The organism is Burkholderia sp. AU15512 (assembly GCF_002223325.1).
In the GTDB taxonomy this organism is placed as follows: Bacteria; Pseudomonadota; Gammaproteobacteria; order Burkholderiales; family Burkholderiaceae; genus Burkholderia.
On sequence record NZ_NKEX01000005.1, the window covers coordinates 308,409 to 327,410 of the forward strand.

16 protein-coding genes are annotated in these 19,002 nt (G+C 65.6%); 3 read left to right on the forward strand and 13 right to left on the reverse strand.

What is annotated here, in order from left to right; all coding sequences use genetic code 11:
* Nucleotides 1–55: 55 nt before the first annotated feature.
* Together CFB43_RS18950 and CFB43_RS18955 are read left to right on the forward strand one after the other, a co-directional pair.
* Nucleotides 56–1,600 (forward strand): methyl-accepting chemotaxis protein, encoded by a 1,545-nt coding sequence (locus CFB43_RS18950; RefSeq protein ID WP_089433395.1) that lies wholly within the window; start codon nucleotides 56–58, stop codon nucleotides 1,598–1,600.
* 412 nt (nucleotides 1,601–2,012) lie between these two features.
* Complete coding sequence (locus CFB43_RS18955; protein ID WP_089496112.1) at nucleotides 2,013–3,557, forward strand: methyl-accepting chemotaxis protein; 1,545 nt, start codon at nucleotides 2,013–2,015, stop codon at nucleotides 3,555–3,557.
* 118 nt (nucleotides 3,558–3,675) lie between these two features.
* Here the strand turns inward: CFB43_RS18955 and CFB43_RS18960 are convergent, their stop codons facing one another.
* The 12 genes from CFB43_RS18960 to CFB43_RS19015 form a co-directional block, all read right to left on the reverse strand.
* Nucleotides 3,676–4,254 (reverse strand): TerD family protein, encoded by a 579-nt coding sequence (locus tag CFB43_RS18960; RefSeq protein ID WP_089496113.1) that lies wholly within the window; start codon nucleotides 4,252–4,254, stop codon nucleotides 3,676–3,678.
* A 32-nt stretch (nucleotides 4,255–4,286) separates the two neighbouring features.
* Nucleotides 4,287–4,862, reverse strand: coding sequence for a TerD family protein (locus CFB43_RS18965; protein WP_089428971.1), 576 nt, complete (start codon nucleotides 4,860–4,862; stop codon nucleotides 4,287–4,289).
* 28 nt (nucleotides 4,863–4,890) lie between these two features.
* Complete coding sequence (locus CFB43_RS18970) at nucleotides 4,891–5,922, reverse strand: TerC/Alx family metal homeostasis membrane protein (RefSeq protein ID WP_089496114.1); 1,032 nt, start codon at nucleotides 5,920–5,922, stop codon at nucleotides 4,891–4,893.
* An 11-nt stretch (nucleotides 5,923–5,933) separates the two neighbouring features.
* Nucleotides 5,934–6,383, reverse strand: a complete 450-nt coding sequence (locus tag CFB43_RS18975; protein WP_089496115.1) for a tellurite resistance TerB family protein — start codon at nucleotides 6,381–6,383, stop codon at nucleotides 5,934–5,936.
* A gap of 47 nt (nucleotides 6,384–6,430) precedes the next feature.
* Nucleotides 6,431–7,639: a TerD family protein gene (locus CFB43_RS18980; RefSeq protein ID WP_089496116.1), complete on the reverse strand. Its 1,209-nt coding sequence runs from the start codon at nucleotides 7,637–7,639 to the stop codon at nucleotides 6,431–6,433.
* Complete coding sequence (locus tag CFB43_RS18985; RefSeq protein WP_089433390.1) at nucleotides 7,636–8,229, reverse strand: TerD family protein; 594 nt, start codon at nucleotides 8,227–8,229, stop codon at nucleotides 7,636–7,638. The genes CFB43_RS18980 and CFB43_RS18985 overlap by 4 nt, the downstream gene beginning before the upstream one ends.
* Nucleotides 8,230–8,485: 256 nt before the next feature.
* Nucleotides 8,486–9,436: an HpcH/HpaI aldolase/citrate lyase family protein gene (locus CFB43_RS18990; protein WP_256990047.1), complete on the reverse strand. Its 951-nt coding sequence runs from the start codon at nucleotides 9,434–9,436 to the stop codon at nucleotides 8,486–8,488.
* Entirely contained in the window at nucleotides 9,433–10,527 is a 1,095-nt protein-coding gene (locus CFB43_RS18995; RefSeq protein ID WP_089496117.1) for a cysteine protease StiP domain-containing protein, read from the reverse strand. The genes CFB43_RS18990 and CFB43_RS18995 overlap by 4 nt, the downstream gene beginning before the upstream one ends.
* Nucleotides 10,520–11,278, reverse strand: coding sequence for a trehalose phosphatase (locus tag CFB43_RS19000; RefSeq protein WP_089496118.1), 759 nt, complete (start codon nucleotides 11,276–11,278; stop codon nucleotides 10,520–10,522). Before CFB43_RS19000 ends, CFB43_RS18995 begins: the two co-directional genes overlap by 8 nt.
* Nucleotides 11,268–12,395 carry a phosphoribosyltransferase domain-containing protein gene (locus CFB43_RS19005; RefSeq protein ID WP_179254854.1) on the reverse strand — a complete coding sequence of 376 codons (1,128 nt, stop codon included), beginning with the start codon at nucleotides 12,393–12,395 and terminating at the stop codon, nucleotides 11,268–11,270. The genes CFB43_RS19000 and CFB43_RS19005 overlap by 11 nt, the downstream gene beginning before the upstream one ends.
* Before the next feature lie 448 nt (nucleotides 12,396–12,843).
* On the reverse strand, nucleotides 12,844–14,313 hold the full coding sequence (gene gabD / locus CFB43_RS19010; protein ID WP_021156413.1) for an NADP-dependent succinate-semialdehyde dehydrogenase: 1,470 nt from the start codon (nucleotides 14,311–14,313) through the stop codon (nucleotides 12,844–12,846).
* Nucleotides 14,314–14,405: 92 nt separating this feature from the next.
* The gene (locus CFB43_RS19015; RefSeq protein WP_179254855.1) at nucleotides 14,406–15,695 is read right to left on the reverse strand and encodes a 4-aminobutyrate--2-oxoglutarate transaminase; all 1,290 of its coding nucleotides are present in this window, start codon (nucleotides 15,693–15,695) and stop codon (nucleotides 14,406–14,408) included.
* 119 nt (nucleotides 15,696–15,814) lie between these two features.
* Here CFB43_RS19015 and pdxR point away from each other — a divergent pair, with 119 nt between their 5' ends.
* Entirely contained in the window at nucleotides 15,815–17,326 is a 1,512-nt protein-coding gene (gene pdxR / locus CFB43_RS19020) for a MocR-like pyridoxine biosynthesis transcription factor PdxR (protein WP_089496120.1), read from the forward strand.
* Between the two features lie 118 nt (nucleotides 17,327–17,444).
* On the opposite strand, the gene CFB43_RS19025 is transcribed toward pdxR, so the two are convergent.
* Nucleotides 17,445–18,977, reverse strand: coding sequence for an SLC13 family permease (locus CFB43_RS19025; RefSeq protein WP_089496121.1), 1,533 nt, complete (start codon nucleotides 18,975–18,977; stop codon nucleotides 17,445–17,447).
* Nucleotides 18,978–19,002 lie beyond the last annotated feature (25 nt).

Genomic DNA, 19,002 nt, shown 5'->3' on the forward strand with positions numbered 1-19,002 from the left:
ACTGAGCGTGAAGTCAGCGCGACGCGGACGTCAGATCCGCTTTTCGGAGCCTTGCATGCGCAATAACCAGCCCGTTACCCAACAGGAATTCGATTTTCCCGACGACGTCACGCTGATGTCGACGACCGACGCAGACAGCATCATCACCTACGCCAACACGACGTTCGCGCAGGTGAGCGGCTTCACGAACGAGGAACTCGTCGGCCAGCCGCACAACGCGGTGCGCCACCCGGACATGCCGCGCGAAGCGTTCGCCGATATGTGGGCGACGCTCAGGCGCGGCGAGCCCTGGACCGCGCTGGTGAAGAACCGCCGCAAGAACGGCGATCACTACTGGGTGCGTGCGAACGCGATTCCGGTGATGCGCAACGGCGAGCCGCAAGGCTACATGTCGGTGCGGACGAAGGCGCCGCACGACGAGTCCGAGGCCGCCGACGCGCTGTATCGCGCGTTCCGCGAAGGCAAGGCCGGCCAACGCCGGTTCCACAAGGGGCTGGTGATCCGTACGGGGCTGCTGCGCATCGCATCGCTGTCGCAGACGATGTCGGTGCGCGCGCGCGTGCACTCGGCGCTGTGCGTGCTCGCGCCGGCGGTCGTTGGCGCGGGCTGGGCATGCGGGCTGGCGGGCGGCGGGCTCGCGGCGTTTGCCGGCGTGACGGTTGGCGTGGCGGCGGCGGCCGGCCTGTGGCTCGATGCGCAGATCGTGCGTCCGCTGAAGCGGCTGCACGACCAGGCGCTGAACGTCGCGACCGGCGAAAGCCGGCGCGGCGTGCGGATGAACCGTGTCGACGAGATCGGCATGACGCTGCGCACGATCAACCAGCTCGGGCTGATGTTCCGCTGGCTCGTCGACGACGTCAGCGAGCAGGTGCACAACGTGCAGCGCGCGAGCAACGAGATCGCGCAGGGCAACAACGACCTGAGCGCGCGCACCGAGCAGGCGGCGTCGAGCGTGCAGGAGACGGCCGCGTCGATGGCCGAGATGACGGCGACCGTCGACAGCAACGCGGAGACCGCGCTGCAGGCGAACCGGCTCGCGATGTCGGCGAGCGAGGCAGCGGGGCGCGGCGGGCAGGCGGTGGGCGAGGTCGTCACGACGATGAGCGACATCACGGCCAGCTCGCGCAAGATCGCCGACATCATCGGCGTGATCGACGGCATCGCGTTCCAGACCAACATCCTTGCGCTGAACGCGGCCGTGGAAGCGGCACGCGCGGGCGAGCAGGGGCGCGGCTTCGCGGTGGTCGCCGGTGAGGTGCGGGCGCTCGCGCAGCGCAGCGCGAATGCGGCGAAGGAGATCAAGACGCTGATCGGCGCGAGCGTCGAGCGCGTCGAATCGGGCGCGCGGCGCGTGGACGAGGCGGGCAAGACGATGGAGGACATCGTCGCGCAGGTGAAGCGCGTGTCGGACCTGATCGCGGAGATCAGCTCGTCGACGGTCGAGCAGAGCACGGGCGTGTCGCAGGTGGACCAGGCGGTCGTGCACCTGGACAACATCACGCAGCAGAACGCGGCGCTGGTCGAGCAGAGCACGGCGGCGTCGGAGAGCCTGAAGCAGCAGGCGACGCGGCTGGTGGATGCGGTGAACGTGTTCCGGTGATCGTCGGGGCGCGCACGTGATGTGCGCGCCAAATCAAACCATCCGCGGTGACGCGCGCAATGCGCGTTCAGGTTTTTCGATTCATTAAAAATGCCCCAAACGAGAAATATTCGTATTCAAGATTTCACGATTTTGCTTTGAATCAATTCGAGAAAATTACGTTGAATCATCAGGTGAATATCCGCCAAACCGTTGCCTGTCTTGGCGTTTAGTTTCATCCATAAACAATTTGTTCGGTAAAAACAAGACAATGCATTTCTAATGCATATTTACCCGAATACACCATAATGTTTTCGTGGAATGTGCCGAAAGCGCAGGGGTAAGACCAACGTGCATGCGGACAGACCGCAATGCGCGGGTCTCGAATCAATCGACAAGCGGACGCAAGATCCGTTACCCGGAGCTCCACACCATGCGCAACAACCAGCCCGTCACGCAACGCGAATTCGATTTTCCCGATGACGCGACGCTGATGTCGACCACCGACGCGAACAGCTACATCACCTACGCGAACGCGGCGTTCATCCAGGTCAGCGGATTTTCCCCCGAAGAGATCGAAGGCCAGCCGCACAACGTCGTGCGGCATCCGGACATGCCGAAGGAGGCGTTCGCCGACATGTGGGCGACGCTCAAGGGCGGCGAGCCGTGGACCGCGCTCGTGAAGAACCGCCGCAAGAACGGCGATCACTACTGGGTGCGCGCGAATGCGATTCCGGTGATGCGCAACGGCGAGCCGAAGGGCTACATGTCGGTGCGCACGAAGGCGACGCGCGACGAGATCGCGGCCGCGGAGGCGCTCTACAAGGCATTCCGCGAAGGGCAAGCTGGCAACCGGCATTTTCACAAGGGGCTGATCGTCCGCAAGGGCGTGGCCGGATTCACGTCGCTGTTCCAGACGATGTCGGTGCGTGCGCGGCTCCATGCGTCGCTGTGCGTGCTCGCACCGGTCGTGGTGGCCGGCGGCTGGGCGTGCGGGCTGGCCGGCGGCGGGCTCGCCGCGTTCGCGGCGGTGACGGCCGGCGCTGCGGCGGCCGCGGGGCTGTGGCTCGATGCGCAGATTGCGCGCCCGCTCATGCAGTTGCGCGACGAGGCGCTGCGCGTGGCGACGGGCGAGAGCCGCAGCGGCGTGCGGATGAACCGTGTCGACGAGATCGGCATGACGCTGCGCACGATCAACCAGCTCGGGCTGATGTTCCGCTGGCTCGTCGACGACGTCAGCGAGCAGGTGCTGAACGTGCAGCGTGCGAGCAACGAGATCGCGCAGGGCAACAACGACCTGAGCGTGCGCACCGAGCAGGCGTCGACGAGCGTGCAGGAGACGGCGGCGTCGATGGCCGAGATGACGGCGACCGTGTCGAGCAATGCGGAGACGGCGCTGCAGGCGAATCAATTGTCGGTATCGGCGAGCGAAGCGGCGGGGCGCGGCGGGCAGGCGGTGAGCGAGGTGGTCGCGACGATGAACGACATCACGGCCAGCTCGCGCAAGATCTCGGACATCATCGGCGTGATCGACGGCATCGCGTTCCAGACCAACATCCTTGCGCTGAACGCGGCGGTGGAGGCGGCGCGGGCCGGTGATCAGGGGCGTGGTTTCGCGGTGGTCGCGGGTGAAGTGCGGGCACTCGCGCAGCGCAGCGCGAACGCGGCGAAGGAGATCAAGACACTGATCGGCGCGAGCGTCGAGCGCGTCGAATCGGGTGCGCGGATCGTCGATGGCGCGGGCAAGACGATGGAGGACATCGTCGCGCAGGTGAAGCGCGTGTCGGACCTGATCGCGGAGATCAGCTCGTCGACGGTCGAGCAGAGCACGGGCGTGTCGCAGGTCGACCAGGCGGTGGTGCACCTGGACAACATCACGCAGCAGAACGCGGCGCTGGTCGAGCAGAGCACGGCGGCGTCGGAGAGCCTGAAGCAGCAGGCGACGCGGCTGGTGGATGCGGTGAACGTGTTCCGGTGAGCGTGGCTTGCCTCGTTGGCCTTCACGCATGTCGACCGGCTTCATGCGTGGATCGCGCCGTTCAGTGACGAACTGAACGGCGCGATCGGCCACGCTGGAGATTTTCCTGCCTTTCGGATTAACCGATGCTTACCCCGTGAGCTTCTGCCAGAGGCTTCAGGCCACCCGTGAAACCTTGTCCGATCGCCTTGAACTTGAACTCGTCGTTGTGGCGATACAGCTCGCCGAAGATCATCGCGGTTTCGGTGGATGCGTCTTCAGACAGGTCGTAGCGGGCGATTTCCTTGCTGTCGGCCTTGTTGACGACGCGGATATAGGCGTTGCTGACTTGACCGAACGACTGCTTGCGGGCTTCTGCGTCGTGAATCGTGACGGCGAAGACCAGCTTCTTCACGTCGGCCGCCAGACCGGTCAGCTTCACGTTGACCTGCTCGTCGTCGCCGTCGCCCTGGCCGGAACGGTTGTCGCCCAGGTGCTCGATGGAACCGTCGGCGGACTTCTTGTTGTTGTAGAAGATGAAGCTGGCGTCGTTCAGGACTTTGCCGTTTTCACCGGTGACGAAGATCGAGGCGTCGAGGTCGAACTCGGTGCCGTCGGTGACGCGCGGGTCCCAGCCCAGGCCGACGACGATTTCGCTCAGGCCCGGGGCCTCTTTCGACAGGGAGACGTTACCGCCTTTGGACAGACTGACAGCCATGGTGTGATTCCTTGTTCAGGTGAGGAGACCGTTCAGAAGTTCATGCCGTAGCCGTTTGCCAGGGCACGCAGGCCGCCGGCATAGCCTTGGCCAACGGCGCGGAATTTCCATTCGCCGCTGCTGCGATACAACTCCGCGAAGATCATCGCGGTTTCGGTGGAGGCGTCTTCCGCCAGGTCGTAGCGGACCACCTCGGCACCGGAGGTCTCGTTCACGACGCGGATGAACGAATTGCTGACCTGGCCGAAGTTCTGCTTGCGCGCTTCCGCGTCGTGGATGGTGACCGTGAAGGCGATCTTGTCGATGTCGGCCGGAACGCGGCTCAGGTCGACCTTGATGACTTCGTCGTCGCCGTCGCCCGCGCCGGTACGGTTGTCGCCGGTATGCTCGACGGAGCCGTCCTGGCTGCGCAATTGGTTGTAGAAGATGAAGTCGGCTTCACCGCGGACTTTGCCGTTGGCCCCCAGCAGGAACGCGCTGGCGTCCAGATCGAACTCGGCGCCATCGGTCGCGCGCGGGTCCCAGCCCAGGCCAACCAGGATTCGGGTCAGGCTCGGGTCGGCTTTGGACAGGGAGAGGTTGCCGCCTTTTTGAAGAGTCAGTGCCATGAAAACAGCTCCTTTGGGTTGTGACGGGTTACTGATTTTCGGCTTGCGCGTCTTCCTTGTTCGGGAAGATCACGCTGGCCAGGATTCCGATTGCCAGGACCACCATGACGATGAGCAGGCTGGTGTTCGGGGAGATGCTGATACCGTGGTGGAACAGATGGTCCGTCGCGTTCAAGCCCAGCTTCGCCGCGATGAAGAACAGCAAGACGACCACGGCCTTTTCCAGATGCACCACGTAGCGCTTCAGCGCTTCCAGCACGAAATACAGCGTGCGAAGGCCAAGAATGGCGAACAGCATCGCCGAGTAGACGATCAGCGGTTCACGGCTGACTGCGATGACCGCGGGGACCGAGTCGAACGCGAACAGGACGTCGGACACTTCGATCACGACCAGGCAGAGGAACAGCGGCGTAGCGAACAGGCCGCCTTTGGCCGCCAGGCTCATGTCCCGCTCGGCCGTCCGTGCTTCCGCCTCGAGCTGCTTGCGGCTCACGAAAAATTTGTGGCCGTGCAGCCTGGGCCATACGGGGAAGAGCTTTTTCGCGAAGCGGCAAGCAAGATGCTGCGAGTAGTCCTTCTCCTCGTCATCGTCGTCACCGCCCTTGAGCATCATGACGGCGGTCCACGCCACGATCAGCGCGAAGGCGATCTCGACCCATGGGCCGAATGCCAGCAGGCCGGTACCGATGACGACAAAGACCCCACGGAAGACGATGGCCCCGATGATGCCCCAGTGCAGGATGCGGTGACGCATGCCGTCCGGGACCTTGAACCACGCGAAGATCGCCATGAAGACGAACAGGTTGTCGACGGAGAGGACCTTCTCCAGCGCATAACCGGTCAGGAACAGGCTGGCCACTTCCGCGCCGTGCTGCACGTACAGGAAGCCGGCAAAGGCAACGGAGATGGCCACCCAGAATACCGACCAGATGGACGCCCGGGCGAGGGTGATCGGCTTGTCGTCGCGGTGGGTCACCATGTCCAGCACCAGGGCGGCCAGCGCCAGGCCGATGAATACCGCCATGGTCAACGGCGGGAAGCCAATGTGTGTCGTTTCCACGTTTCGGTTTCCTACAGTTCGAAGTCAACCGGGTTCAAGCCGAGCTCGAGGCAAATCAGGCGGCAAGCTGCTTTTTCCTTGTCGTCGAAATGACCGTCGGATGCGCCAATGGCACAGGCCACGCGCACCAGCAAGCGTGCTTCGCCCTCCTTGCCCTTGATCTTGCCGATCGCCTTCAGCGCCTCGGCCTGGCCGATCTGGAAATCGAATTCGAACTTGCCGCAGGCGTCGTTGAACACCGCGATCACGTCGCTCAGGTTGAAGACCTTCAATTCCGGGGAATTGTTGATGAAGCCGACCATCTTCAGCTTCTCTTCGGATTTGATCTCGCCATCCGCGGCGGAGATCAGCGCGCAAGCATTGGCGGTTGCCTCCATGAACGTCCGGTTCTTGAATTTGGCGACTTCGATGGTCAAGGTTTCGCGGGCTTTGGCCGCGTTGGTTTTCAGCCAGTCGAGCATGTGTTTCCTCTCAGTGAGCGGGGCCGGCCGGCCCCGCCGGTCAATGGTTACTTGGAGCCTGCTTTCCAGCGCATCCCCCAGCCGTAGGCACGATCCATTTCCTCGTGTCCGGGATGGAAGTCGACTCGACGAGAGACCTTGACGGCCCCGTTCACGTTTTCAAGCAGGGCAATCGCGCACATGCCGTGGCGGCCGCCCTCCTCGTTCATGCGAACTTCGATGTCGGACTGGCCGGGCACGAAAATGGTGACGACACCATCCGTTGCCTTCCAGTTCGGCGCGCCGTCGTAGATGAACGCGAAAATCAGGATGCGTTCGATCTTGTTCCACTGTTGCCCATTGATGCGAAGCCACTCGCCATCGGCCACCGAGCCGGTGCGGTCATCTCCCATCAGCTGGATGTAGGGTTCCTCCCGCAGATCGCCGAAACGCTTGCCGAGCGCCTGCACGGCGCCTTTGAATCCGTCCTGCATTTCGAACAGGCAACCCAGGTCGAGGTCGATGGCGCCGCGTTTTCCCAGGAAGCCGCCGAGCAGGCCACTCGTACCCTGGTTCCAGTTGAGGTTCACCTTGATTTCACCGAAGCCGGCAGCTGTCTTCTCCAGGCTGATGCTGGGGCGTGATTTGTCGAGCGTGACTTTGCCGAGTCGGATCGTGGACGTCGGTGCGCCAGGCGGTACCGGTGCGAGCGCGGGCGCCGGGACGGGCGCCGGAGCCGGCGCGGGAGGGCTCTGCGTCGGGCTACCGGAAGGTGCGGCAACGTCGACGCCGAAGTGCCTGGCCAGCGGCTCCAGGCCGCCGGCAAAGCCTTGTGCGACACAGCGGAATTTCCATGCGTCCTGACGGCGGTAAAACTCCCCGAGGATCAGCGCAGTCTCCTTCATCCCGGTAGTCGGGATCTGCGCCTCGATCCCTCCCGTCACGGCCAGCGCCAGCGTCGAGACGCGATCGAAGGTCGCCTTGTTCTCATGGATGGTCGCGGTGAGCGCGACTTTCTCGACGGCAGGGTCGATCCGGGCGAGATCCACGATGAACGTTGCCCGGCCGGCCGTCGTGGCGGTCAACTGAACCGCGCCGCCCAGGACACTGGTTTGGCCGTAGAAGCACATGTCGCCATCGCCCCGGACTTTCGCCGTAGCGGTGAGCGCGAATGCGGAGATATCGATCTCCGCGCCTGGAATCGGCGCGTAGTTGATGTCCACGCGCAATTGACCGGTGGCCACCGGTGCATTGCCGCCAGGTACCAGTGTCGTCATGCTCGCACCGCCTGAATCGCCAGATTGACGAGATCGTCCGCGGTGCGGCCGTGGGTGGACTGGCCGATCGCCTTGAATTCCCAGCCGCCGCCGCCACGGCTGAGGCTGGCCATGACAACACCGGTGTGGCGGCCCTTCTCCGCCAAGTTGAAACGCGCCAGCTCCTTGTCTTGGGCGTCGTCGAGGATGCGGCAGTAGGCGTTTTCGACTTGGTCGAACGTCTGACCGCGGAAGCTGTTCACGGTGAACACCAGATGCTGGATGGTGCCCGGCAGGCGCTGCAGGTCGACGTGGATGGTTTCATCGTCGCCATCGCCTTCACCCGTCAGGTTGTCGCCGGAGTGCTCGATGGCGCCGTCCCTGGATGCCAGTTGTCGGAACCAGACCAGGTCGACGGATTTCATGTCGCCGTCCAGCAGGATGCAGGAAGCATCGAGGTCGATGTCGTTGCTGCCGCCGCCCAGCATCTTGGAGAAGAAGCCGCTGGGCTTTACCGGGTCCCAACCCAGGCCGAGACTAATCGAGGTCAAGCCACGGCCCGCGGTTTTTTCCAGCGAGATGCTCTGATTCTTGCTCAGGGTGAGTGCCATCTTTACGCTCCTTGTTGATCTTCAATGTTCAGTGTTCGTGCGAGGGATCGGACGGAGTCACGTTGCCAAGTCCCGGCTTGGCCAAACGGCGAGCGGGATTGCCGCCACACGGGGAAAGCGTCGCCATGACTCGTCTTGTGCGGCAGCCGCTCACTCACGGTCCGGATGCAAGTCGCCGCTGCTGCTCGGCCGACATCGCGTCGGCGGACAGCAGACCGTGCGCCTTTGGGGGCAGCCTCATGCATTTCCGCGCGCATCAGCCGGCCTCCGCCAGTCGGACGCCATGCTCGCCATGACTCGGGGCGGTGGGCTTCACCCCGTGCCACTTGGCGCGTTCGAGGATGTTGACCGCCCACTTGTAGTGGGTTGCCGGCTCGCACATCGCGTCGTTGTGCTTGAAAACGGCAGGCGCCGCATCGTTGACGATCAGCGTGGCGCAGTTGAAGTCCTCGAGGCTCACGCGCAGCGCCTCCTGGATGATGCGGATCTGGCTCGGATGAATGGCCGTCTTCCCTACCAGGCCATGAGCGATGTCCAGTTCCAGTTCCTCGTTCAGGAGATGGGGCGTGGCGAGTTGCTCGAAGACGGGCGCGGTCAGGGCAAATCCCTGCGCCCCCATGATTCCGGCAAGCATGGGAATCACGTAGCTGAGAGGCGTGCTGTAGAGCGTGGTGGCCGGATTGCGCCGCAGACCAAGACAACCCATCAGGTCGTTGCCGCCGATGCGCAGCGCGATGATGCGTCGGTTCAGGTTCGCCTTCAGGGCCGAGCCAAGCTCCACCATTGCGCCCGGGTCGTAAACGTCGGCTGTCTCCAGTGTCGGCATGAGGTACAAGTCAGGACGACTGACCGCGTTCTCCCACGACGAAAGGGACTGCAGCGTCAACTTGGGCACGACGAACCCGTCGACGTGCTTCATCAGCGGCCAGTCGTTCAGCACCGCCGCCATCGCGGCATCACGTGGCCGAACGAACAGCAAGGGACCGGATTCGGCGCGCCCGCCCCGGGCATCGATATTCATGAGGAGCGCCCGCAGGTTCGCCAGCGCGCTGTCGACGTCGATTGCCGCCACCGCGTCTTCCAGACAGACCACCAGCGAGCGCAGCTCAGGGAATCGGGTGCCGGAAACCACATCCAGAATGTCGCTGCGGGTGGCCGGCATGTACAGCGTCGCGCCGAGGGCGAACGGAGAGAGGGTTTTAATCAATTCGCGCTCCGAATGATGGTGACCGCGCAGTACGGCCCCAGATCGGCGCCAGCTTCCTCTACGGTCACGCCCGCGCGTTCGGTGAGGTGCAGCAGCAACTGAACGTCGCAGTCATCGCGGTCACGTACCAGCACGCGATCCGGCACACGGCGCAGGACCGCCCGGGTTGCCTCGGCGATACCCGGTTTCACGCGGTTCAGGTTGCCGATGTCGAAGCGGGTTGCGAGCGCGGACACCACGTCGTCCGCGGACGCCTGAAGCGTCAGTCGCTGATCGTTGGTCCATGGAGCGGCAGGTCGGGCGCCTGCCAGCGCCCGACGTTCGGCGTCGATCCTGTCGATGAACGCGCGCGTGACATCGTGTTCGCGCAGGTGTTCGTAGACCACGCAACCATGCAGGCCGCCTTGAGCCGGCCAGATGGAGCGGGACACCAGCCCGGAAACGGTTGCACCGAGAATGCCGGACGGAATGGTCCAGTCTTGCGCGGAGGCAGCCAGCCACGCGCGGCCGCAAGGATCCGCCAGAACCACGAGGCGGGGACCTTCAGGGAAGCGCGTGTCGTCCGCGAGGGTCCGTGCGAGCTCGCCGGAAATAGCGCCTTTGCCGGTCCAGCCGTCGACGAAGACGATGTTTTCGGCGCCATGCAGCCGGATGATGGCTTCCAGCGCAACCGTGTCGATCCCGCGATCGCGAATGATGCTGATCCCGTAGTGGCGGGCGTCGCGCCCCATCTCCACGAGTGCCCGGCGCAGCAGCACGCCAAGCGGCAGGCCCGCGCGCACAAACGAGACCAGCGCGATGCCCGGCCCGGTGCAAGCGGCAGTCAGCGCCAGCGCCAGGGACTGCACCTCCGAAGCCATGCGGGCGCCGTTCTGCACCAGCGCGCGGGCGTAAAGGCGCTGGTGCACGTCGCTGGGCGCCTGCTCGAGGCCGATCATTTCCGAGTAGTGTTTTTGATTCGTCTGGATCAGACGCTCCTTCTCCTCGACGTCGGTGACGCTCATCCGCACGTGTTGCAGCAGGACGTGCACATCGTCGGGGGCATAGCTGCCGCTGCCGACGGTGTTCAGGCTCGCGAGGCGATTACCCATGGATCGTCCCCGTCACCCAATTCGCAAGCTGGCTGCGCGCCGGTGTCGCCCACATGTGGCAGAGATCCATGTACCCCAGATCGGTGATGCTGTCGCCGAAGCCCAGGACCGGCCGCTCGCCGTGGATCTCACGGTCGCGGCGCAACCATTCCTGAACGGCTGCACGCTTGGCCAGCCCCGTTGGCAGGAAGGCGAGGTTGTTGCCGTTGGCGTGAACGTGCATGCCGTCCACCATGCGCCGGGACCGCACGCCGGCCAGCACTTCGGCGAGCACCGCGTCGTCGGACGCGTTGTGCTTGATCACCACGTAGTGGCGCAAGCCATCTTCTTCCACGACCCAGCCGCGGAGCGAGTGGCCGAGTTCCTCGCCGATCGCCAGCGTGGCCTCGCACAGTGCCGGCAGTCGCTCCTGAACGCTCTGGAGAACCTCGACCATTTGCCCGTGCCAGCTTCGATCGCGTAATCCGTCGGGGCGGAGCATGACGCCCCCATGCGAGCAGATTGCGCCTTCGGTGAAGGGAAGCATGACGCGGCCGTATGCCTCCACGCTGCGCGCGGTGACCGGAACGACGTCGGCGGTGGCGAGCAGCCACGTGATGAACGCGTGCTGGACCGGGTCCATGAAGCCGTTTGGCTGACCGTGCACGTCCAGCGTGGCCGCCGTGCGCGGGACGCCTTCCGCCATCTTGCGGGCGGTCTGGAACAGGGTGTCGTCGAGGTCGACGAATGCCAGGGGGCGGTTACCGCTCATCGACAATCACCTCTGCGTTCAGTGCATCGACGAGTTCCACGGGGAGTGCCTGAGCGGGCGTTTCCGTGCAGATCAGGACCCGGTCGAACTGGCCGGGCTTCACGTTGTAGAGGAAGTTCGGAATACCGAGGCCGTAGTTGTCGGGGAACGACAGCGCGTGCTCGATGGCATGGCCCAGGGCGATGGGGGACCGCGTGGTCGAGCTGAAGTGGACATCCGCGCCAGATCGCTCCAGGCGTTCCGCCAGCAGAAAAGGACGCCAGACGAACTCGCCGGTACCGACGACAATGACTTTCTCGCCGGGCCGGACCTGGACGTCCGGCGCAAGCGTGTCGTCCACCTCCCGAACGCCCAGACGTCCCCAGTCATTGCGGGGCGAGAGCGGCCATTCGCCCATGGAAACGGTGCCGACGTTCGGCATATCCGGGAGGGGCGCGGACTGATCCTCGTGGAACTGGTAGGAGCCGGTCAGCAGCGATACCGCGGTGGCCGGTTCCCCGATCGCGTGACGCGCGGCACCGGCAGTCCAGTCCGTCAGGACGCAGGTGACCACTCGCTCGACGTTGCTCAGGCCTGCTGCGACCAGTGCGCGGTGCAGGTTCAGGAAGGTCTTGCCGGTGGAGGCTTCGTCATCCACCAGGATCAGCGATCGCGCCTTCAGCATCAGGTCACGCATCTCCGGATCGACCGGCCAGTGGATCAGATGAGCGCTCGCATGGCTGTGTTCTTCCTCGAATCGAGCAAAGACGCGCGTACCCAGCGGATGCCGGGTACTGGTGAGGTACACGCTGTCAGGGCGGCCCGCACGATAGGCGCGGTGCACGCCGGCACCGAGACCCACCGCGGTTTCGGCCATGCCGATCACCAGTACCGGTCCGGGCAGGTCCGCCGGAATGCCGGCAGCCAGGCGCTCGAAGCTGGCCGCCATGATCGACGGGCGTACCGGGATGTGACGGCCCAGGACCTTGGATACGAAGAGGAAGGCTCGCTTGGGATTCCGGCGCTCCGCGAAACCGAACAGGTTCGCAGGAGGCAGCGCGGCGGCGTCGACTCTGATCTCGAGCAGCCCCCGCTTGAGTTGGGCGCGCAGGCACGTTGGTCCTACGTGGCTTTCCATGAACAGCATCCTCGTTGAGCGTGGCTCGAAGACTGACGACGACCGCTTGCGCCGGTTGCGCGGTCGGTCGAACCGCGTTCGCGCCGGGCGCCGGCACCGTCGGTCCGGCATCCCGAAACCTTTCAAAATGAAATTGAATCGTATCAAATTTGAAAGGTTGGTGGGTGAAGGCGTGTGCCGATGTCGCGAGGGCTTTGGTTTTTCGGTTTTGTTCGAGAGGATGGGCGTTGCGGGCGTGGCGTGGCCTGATGACGACGGTCAGCCGTTCGATCAAGGCCGATGCGGTGATCGCGGTCTGGTGAAAGCGCTGCGGAAGGGGAGGGGGAAGGCGAGAGGGGGAAGAGATGACGCGGGCACGACGGAGAGAGAGGGACGCCGGCCCGCGTCGGACCGCCCGGTTCCGGCCGGGCGGTCAGGACCTGTCGCCGAAGCGCCAGGCCCTGAACCGTCAGACGGCGAGGCAGAGGTACTTGATCACGACGTAGTCGTCGATGCCGTAGTGCGAGCCTTCGCGGCCGAGGCCCGACTGCTTCACGCCGCCGAACGGCGCGACTTCGTTCGAGATCAGGCCCGTGTTCACGCCGACCATCCCGTATTCGAGCGCTTCCGCCACCTTCCACACGCGGCCGATGTCGCGGCTGTAGAAGTACGCGGCCAGGCCGAACTCGGTGTCGTTCGCGAGGCGGATCACTTCGTCGTCGCTGCCGAACTTGAACAGCGGCGCGAGCGGCCCGAACGTCTCTTCCTTCGCGACCTTCATCGCCGGCGTGACACCCGTCAGCACGGTCGGCTCGAAGAAGCCATGGCCGAGCGCGTGGCGCTTGCCTCCCGTCACGACGGTCGCACCTTTCGCGAGCGCGTCCTCGATATGCGCCTCGACCTTCAGCACGGCGGCTTCGTTGATCAGCGGACCTTGCGTGACGCCCGGCTCCGTGCCGCGCCCCACCTTCAACTGGCCGACGGCTGCCGCGAGCTTCTGCGCGAACTGGTCGTACACGGCCTCATGCACGTAGAAGCGGTTCGTGCACACGCAGGTCTGGCCGCTGTTGCGGTACTTCGATGCAATCGCGCCCTGCACGGCCGCATCGAGGTCGGCGTCGTCGAACACGATGAACGGCGCGTTGCCGCCGAGTTCCAGCGACACCTTCTTGACCGTCGCCGCGCATTGCGACATCAGCAGGCGGCCGACCGGCGTCGAGCCGGTGAACGACAGCTTGCGCACGATCGGGTTCGACGTCAGCTCGCCGCCGATCGCCTTCGGGTCGCCCGTGACGACGCTGAACACGCCCGCCGGCACGCCCGCGCGCTCGGCCAGCACGGCCATCGCGAGCGCGGAGAACGGCGTCGCCTCGGCCGGCTTCACGACGATCGGGCAGCCTGCGGCAAGCGCCGGGCCGACCTTGCGCGTGATCATCGCCGCCGGGAAGTTCCACGGCGTGATCGCCGCGCACACGCCGATCGCTTCCTTCGTCACGACGATGCGCTTGTCGCTCGCCGGCGTCGGGATCGTGTCGCCGTACACGCGCTTGCCTTCTTCCGCGAACCACTCGAGGAACGATGCGGCATAGCCGATCTCGCCCTTCGCTTCGGCCAGCGACTTGCCCTGCTCGGTGGTCAGGATCAGCGCGAGATCGTCGGCGTTTTCCATCATCAGGTCGTGCCACTTGCGCAGGACGACCGCACGCTCCTTCGCGGTCTTCTTGCGCCACGCCGGCCAGGCGGCGTTCGCGGCTTCGATCGCGTGACGCGTCTCGGCCGTGCCCATCGCCGGCACCGTGCCGAGCAGGCCACCCGTCGCCGGGTTGCGGACTTCGAACGTCTCGCCGTTCGTCGCGCCTTGCCATTCGCCGTTGACGTACGCCTGCTGGCGGAACAGCGACGGGTCTTTCAGTGCCAGGGTTTCCTGAACCGTGCTCATATGAATCACCTGCTTCGAAAAGGACGGATGAAACGGCCGCCGCCGTCATGAAGACGGCGGCGGCGCATTCAATGGATGAAATCGACGGACACTCAGGCCGGCACGCCGACCGTTTCCTTCAGCACTTCCTCGAGGATCACGAGCGCTTCGTCGAACACGGCTTGCGGGATCGTCAGCGGGAACAGGAAGCGCACGACGTTCGAGTACACGCCGCACACGAGCAGCAGCAGGCCGCGCTCGAGCGCACGCGCCTGCACGCGCTTCGTGAATTCCGCATCCGGCTCGCCCGAGCCCGGCTTCAGGAACTCGACCGCGATCATCGCGCCCGGGCCGCGCACGTCGGCGATCTGCGGCACGTCGGCCTGCAGTGCGTTCAGCTTCGCCTTCAGCACGTCGCCGAGTTGCGTCGCGCGCTCACACAGCTTCTCTTCGTCGATGATCTCGAGCACCGCGTGCGCCGACGCGACGGCCAGCGGGTTGCCCGCGTACGTGCCGCCGAGGCCGCCGGGCGCTGCCGCGTCCATCACGTCCGCACGACCGACGACGCCCGACAGCGGCATGCCGCCCGCGAGGCTCTTCGCCATCGTGATCAGGTCGGCCAGCACGTCGTAGTGCTGCATCGCGAACAGCTTGCCGGTACGCGCGAAGCCCGTCTGCACTTCGTCGGCGATCAGCAGGATGCCGTGCTCGTTACAGATCTTGCGCAGTGCGCGCACGAACTCGGCCGGCGCCGCGTAGAAGCCGCCTTCGCCCTGGACCGGTTCGAAGATGATCGCGGCGACGCGCTTCGGATCGATGTCGGCCTTGAACAGCATCTCGATCGCCTTGATCGAGTCGGCGGTCGTCACGCCGTGCACGGCGTTCGGGTACGGCGCGTGGAACACGTCGCCCGGGAACGGGCCGAAGTTCAGCTTGTACGGGGCGACCTTGCCGGTCAGCGCCATGCCCATCATCGTGCGGCCGTGGAAGCCGCCCGAGAACGCGATGACGCCCGGGCGGCCGGTCGCTGCACGCGCGATCTTGATCGCGTTCTCGACGGCTTCCGCGCCGGTCGTGAAGAACGCGGTCTTCTTCGGGAAATCGCCCGGCGCGCGGTCGTTGATCTTTTCAGCCAGCTCGACGTACGACGCGTACGGGACGATCTGGTAAGCGGTGTGCGTGAAGTTGTTCAGCTGATCCGCGATCGCCTTGACGATCTTCGGGTGGCGGTGGCCGGTGTTCAGCACCGCGATGCCGGCGGCGAAATCGATGAAGCGGCGGCCTTCGACATCCCACAGTTCCGCGTTCTCGGCGCGGGCTGCGTAGAAATCGCACATCACGCCAACGCCGCGCGGGGTGGCGGCGTTCTTGCGGGCCTGCAGGTCGGCATTCTTCACGGTCATCTCCTTGATGTTCTTTCCGGTGAATAGAAATCGGGCGCTTCGACCGCCCATGGAGGCGACTATAATCACATTTGGCTCTGGCAATCAGAGCCATTTCAATAAATATTCAGGAGCCAATCATGCGCGCGAGCGTGTTGTCGGACTGGCTGGCGCAGCGCCTCGTGCGCGGCGGCGAACAGCCGATCTACCGGCAGCTTCACCGGCTGCTGCAACAGGCGATCCTGTCGCGCGAACTGCCGGCCGGCACGCGTGTGCCGTCGTCGCGGCTCCTGGCCGCCGAGCTCGGGATCGCGCGCAACACGGTCACGCAGGTTTACGAGCAGCTTGCGCTCGAAGGCTATGTGAACTCGGCGACCGGCCGCGGCACGTTCGTCGCCGACAGCGCGCCGGACGAGATCGTCGGTGCGCCGACCGACGCGGCCACCACCCACGCGGCGCTCGTGCAGCCGTCCGCGCGGCGGCTGTCCGCGCGCGGCACGCGGCTCGTGGAAGGCGCCGGCGTGTCGAAGCGGCAGGGCGGCGCGTTCATGCCGGGCGTGCCCGATGTGTCGCGATTTCCGGCGCGGGTGTGGACGCGGCTGCACAACAAGTACTGGCGGCGCCTGCGCCCCGACCTGCTGACCTACGCGCCGGGCGGCGGGCTCGCGCTGTTGCGCGAGGCGCTGGCCGACTACCTGCGCACGTCGCGCTCGGTGCGCTGCACGCCCGAGCAGATCGTGATCACGACCGGTATCCACCAGTCGATCGACCTCGCGGTGCGGCTGCTGACCGACCCGGGCGATGCAATCTGGACCGAGGATCCGTGCTACTGGGGCGTGCGCAGCGTGCTGAACGTGTCGGGGCTGACGACGCGGCCGATCCCGGTCGACGACGAAGGCATCGCGCCATCGGCCGCCGATCTCGCCGAACCGCCGAAGCTGATGCTGGTCACGCCGTCGCACCAGTATCCGCTCGGGATGGTGATGAGCCTCGCGCGGCGGCGGATGCTGCTCGAATACGCGCGCCAGCACGGCTGCTGGATCATCGAGGACGACTACGACAGCGAATTCCGCTACGGCAGCCGGCCGCTCGCGTCGCTGCAGGGTCTCGATACGGCCGGGCAGGTGATCTATGTCGGCAGCTTCGGCAAGACGCTGTTTCCGGGGCTGCGGGTCGGTTATCTGGTTGCACCGGAGCCGCTCGCGGAAAGTTTCGCGACCGCCAGCGCCGAGCTGTATCGCGAAGGGCAGTTGCTGCAGCAGGCGGTGCTGGCCGAATTCATCGCGGAAGGGCACTTCGTGTCGCATATCCGCAAGATGCGCACGTTATATGGGCAGCGCCGCGAGGTGCTGCTCGACGCGGTCGCGCAGCGCTACGGCGACACGCTGCACGCGCTCGGCAGCGATGCGGGGCTGCATCTGGTCACGCAGTTGCCGGACGGCGTCGACGATCGCGCGGTCGCGCAGGCCGCGCTCGAACGCAATATCGTCGTGCGGCCGTTGTCGGGGTATTACGCGGACCGCGACCGTGCGGCGTCGGGGTTGCTGCTTGGCTATGCGTGCGTGCCGGAGGACGAGATCGCGACCGCGTTCGCGACGCTCGCCGAGGCGATCGACGAGCGGGCGTTCGGTCGGGCGGTCGAGGTGGCTTGAGCGGCGTATGCGGTGGCGGTATCGCGTGGCGATGCCCGCCGCGGCCATCGATGCCGGACGGCGGCGTGCGCTGCGCACCGCGAAGCGCACGCGCGTTGTGCAGACCCTGCCGCGAACCTCAATACCCGATCCACACCGCGAACGTCAGCACGACGCACGATAGTGCGAGCAGCGTCAGGAACAGCGGCAGCACGAAGCGGATCCACGCGCCGAAATCGACGCGAGCGGTGGCCAGATACGCGAGCAGCATCCCGGACGTCGGCGTGACGAGGTTCGTCAGCCCGCCGCCGAGCACGAACGCGAGCACCGACGTCTGGCCGCTCACGCCGGAGAGCTGCGCGATCGGCCCGATGATCGGCATGCTGACCGCGGCCTTGCCCGAAACCGACGGAATGAACACGTCGAGCACCATCTGCACGCCCATCAGCCCGTTCGCGACCCACACCGGCGACTGCCCGTCCGCGAGCCGCGTGAAGAAGTGGATCAGCGTGTCGAGCACGAGGCTGTTCTGCAGCAGCAGTTCGACGGACGCGGCGAGCCCCATCAACAGCGCCGCGAGGATCATGTTCTTCATCCCGTCGACGAACGCGTCCGCCGCGCTGCGCGAATCGAGCCCGCCGATCACGGCCGTCACGATGCTCACGAACGTATAGAACGCCGCCAGCTCGACGTTGCCCCACTTCAGTTCACGCGTGCCGTAGATCAGCATCGCGACCGCTGCGGCGAACACGGCCAGCGTCGCCTTGTGGCGTAGCGACAGCTTCGCGATTGCGTGTGCGGCGTGGCCGGCGGCGGTCTGCCCGGCGCGATAGCCGGTGCTGCGCACGTAGCGCAGCAGATACAGGATGCCGATCGTCAGGAAGACGACGAACACGGCCGCGCGCAGCGCGACGCCGCTGAACAGCGGCACGCCGACGAGCGGCTGCGCGACGGCCAGCGCGAGCGGGTTCGTCACCGACGCGATATAGCCGATCTTCGCGGCGAGCGCGACCAGTGCGACCGCGAACAGGTCGGAGAGACCCAGGCGCCGCGCGATCACGACCACCATCGGAATGATCACGAGGTACTCGGAGATGAAGCCGAGCAGCGTGCTGCCGAGCCCGATCAGGATCATCAGCATCGGTGTGAGCAGGTACGCATTGTTGCCGGTGAGCTGCAGCAGCCGGTCGATACCCGCGTCGACCACGCCGGTGCGGCGCATCACGCCGAACATCCCGCCGACGAACATCACCATCACGATCAGCGGCGCGTTCTTCAGCAATCCTTCCGGTATCGCGACGAATGCCGAGACGAGGCTCGCGGGCATCGCATGCGTGGGCGTGCTGTGGCTGACTGCCGGTGCAACGAGCGTCGTGAGCGCGGTGGTCTTCGGTACCACGTGATAGGTGCCCGGCACGACGAGGCGGCCGTTGCGCTCGAAGCGGCCGGAATCGACGATCCACGTGAGCGTGATCGCGACGGCCAGCACCCACAGCATCATCACGACCGGATGCAGCATCTTGCCGTGCGGATGCGGCGCGCGGCCGGCGTGGGCTGATGCGTCGCCGGGCGCATTGCCGGCCGCGTCGTGGGGCGCTGCTTCAGCCGGTGCCGCGAGCGTGGTGGCGTCGGCGGCGCGTGCGCCGGCAGGGTTCGGGGAAGAGGCGGACATCGGATCCTCGTCGGTGAGGGAAGCG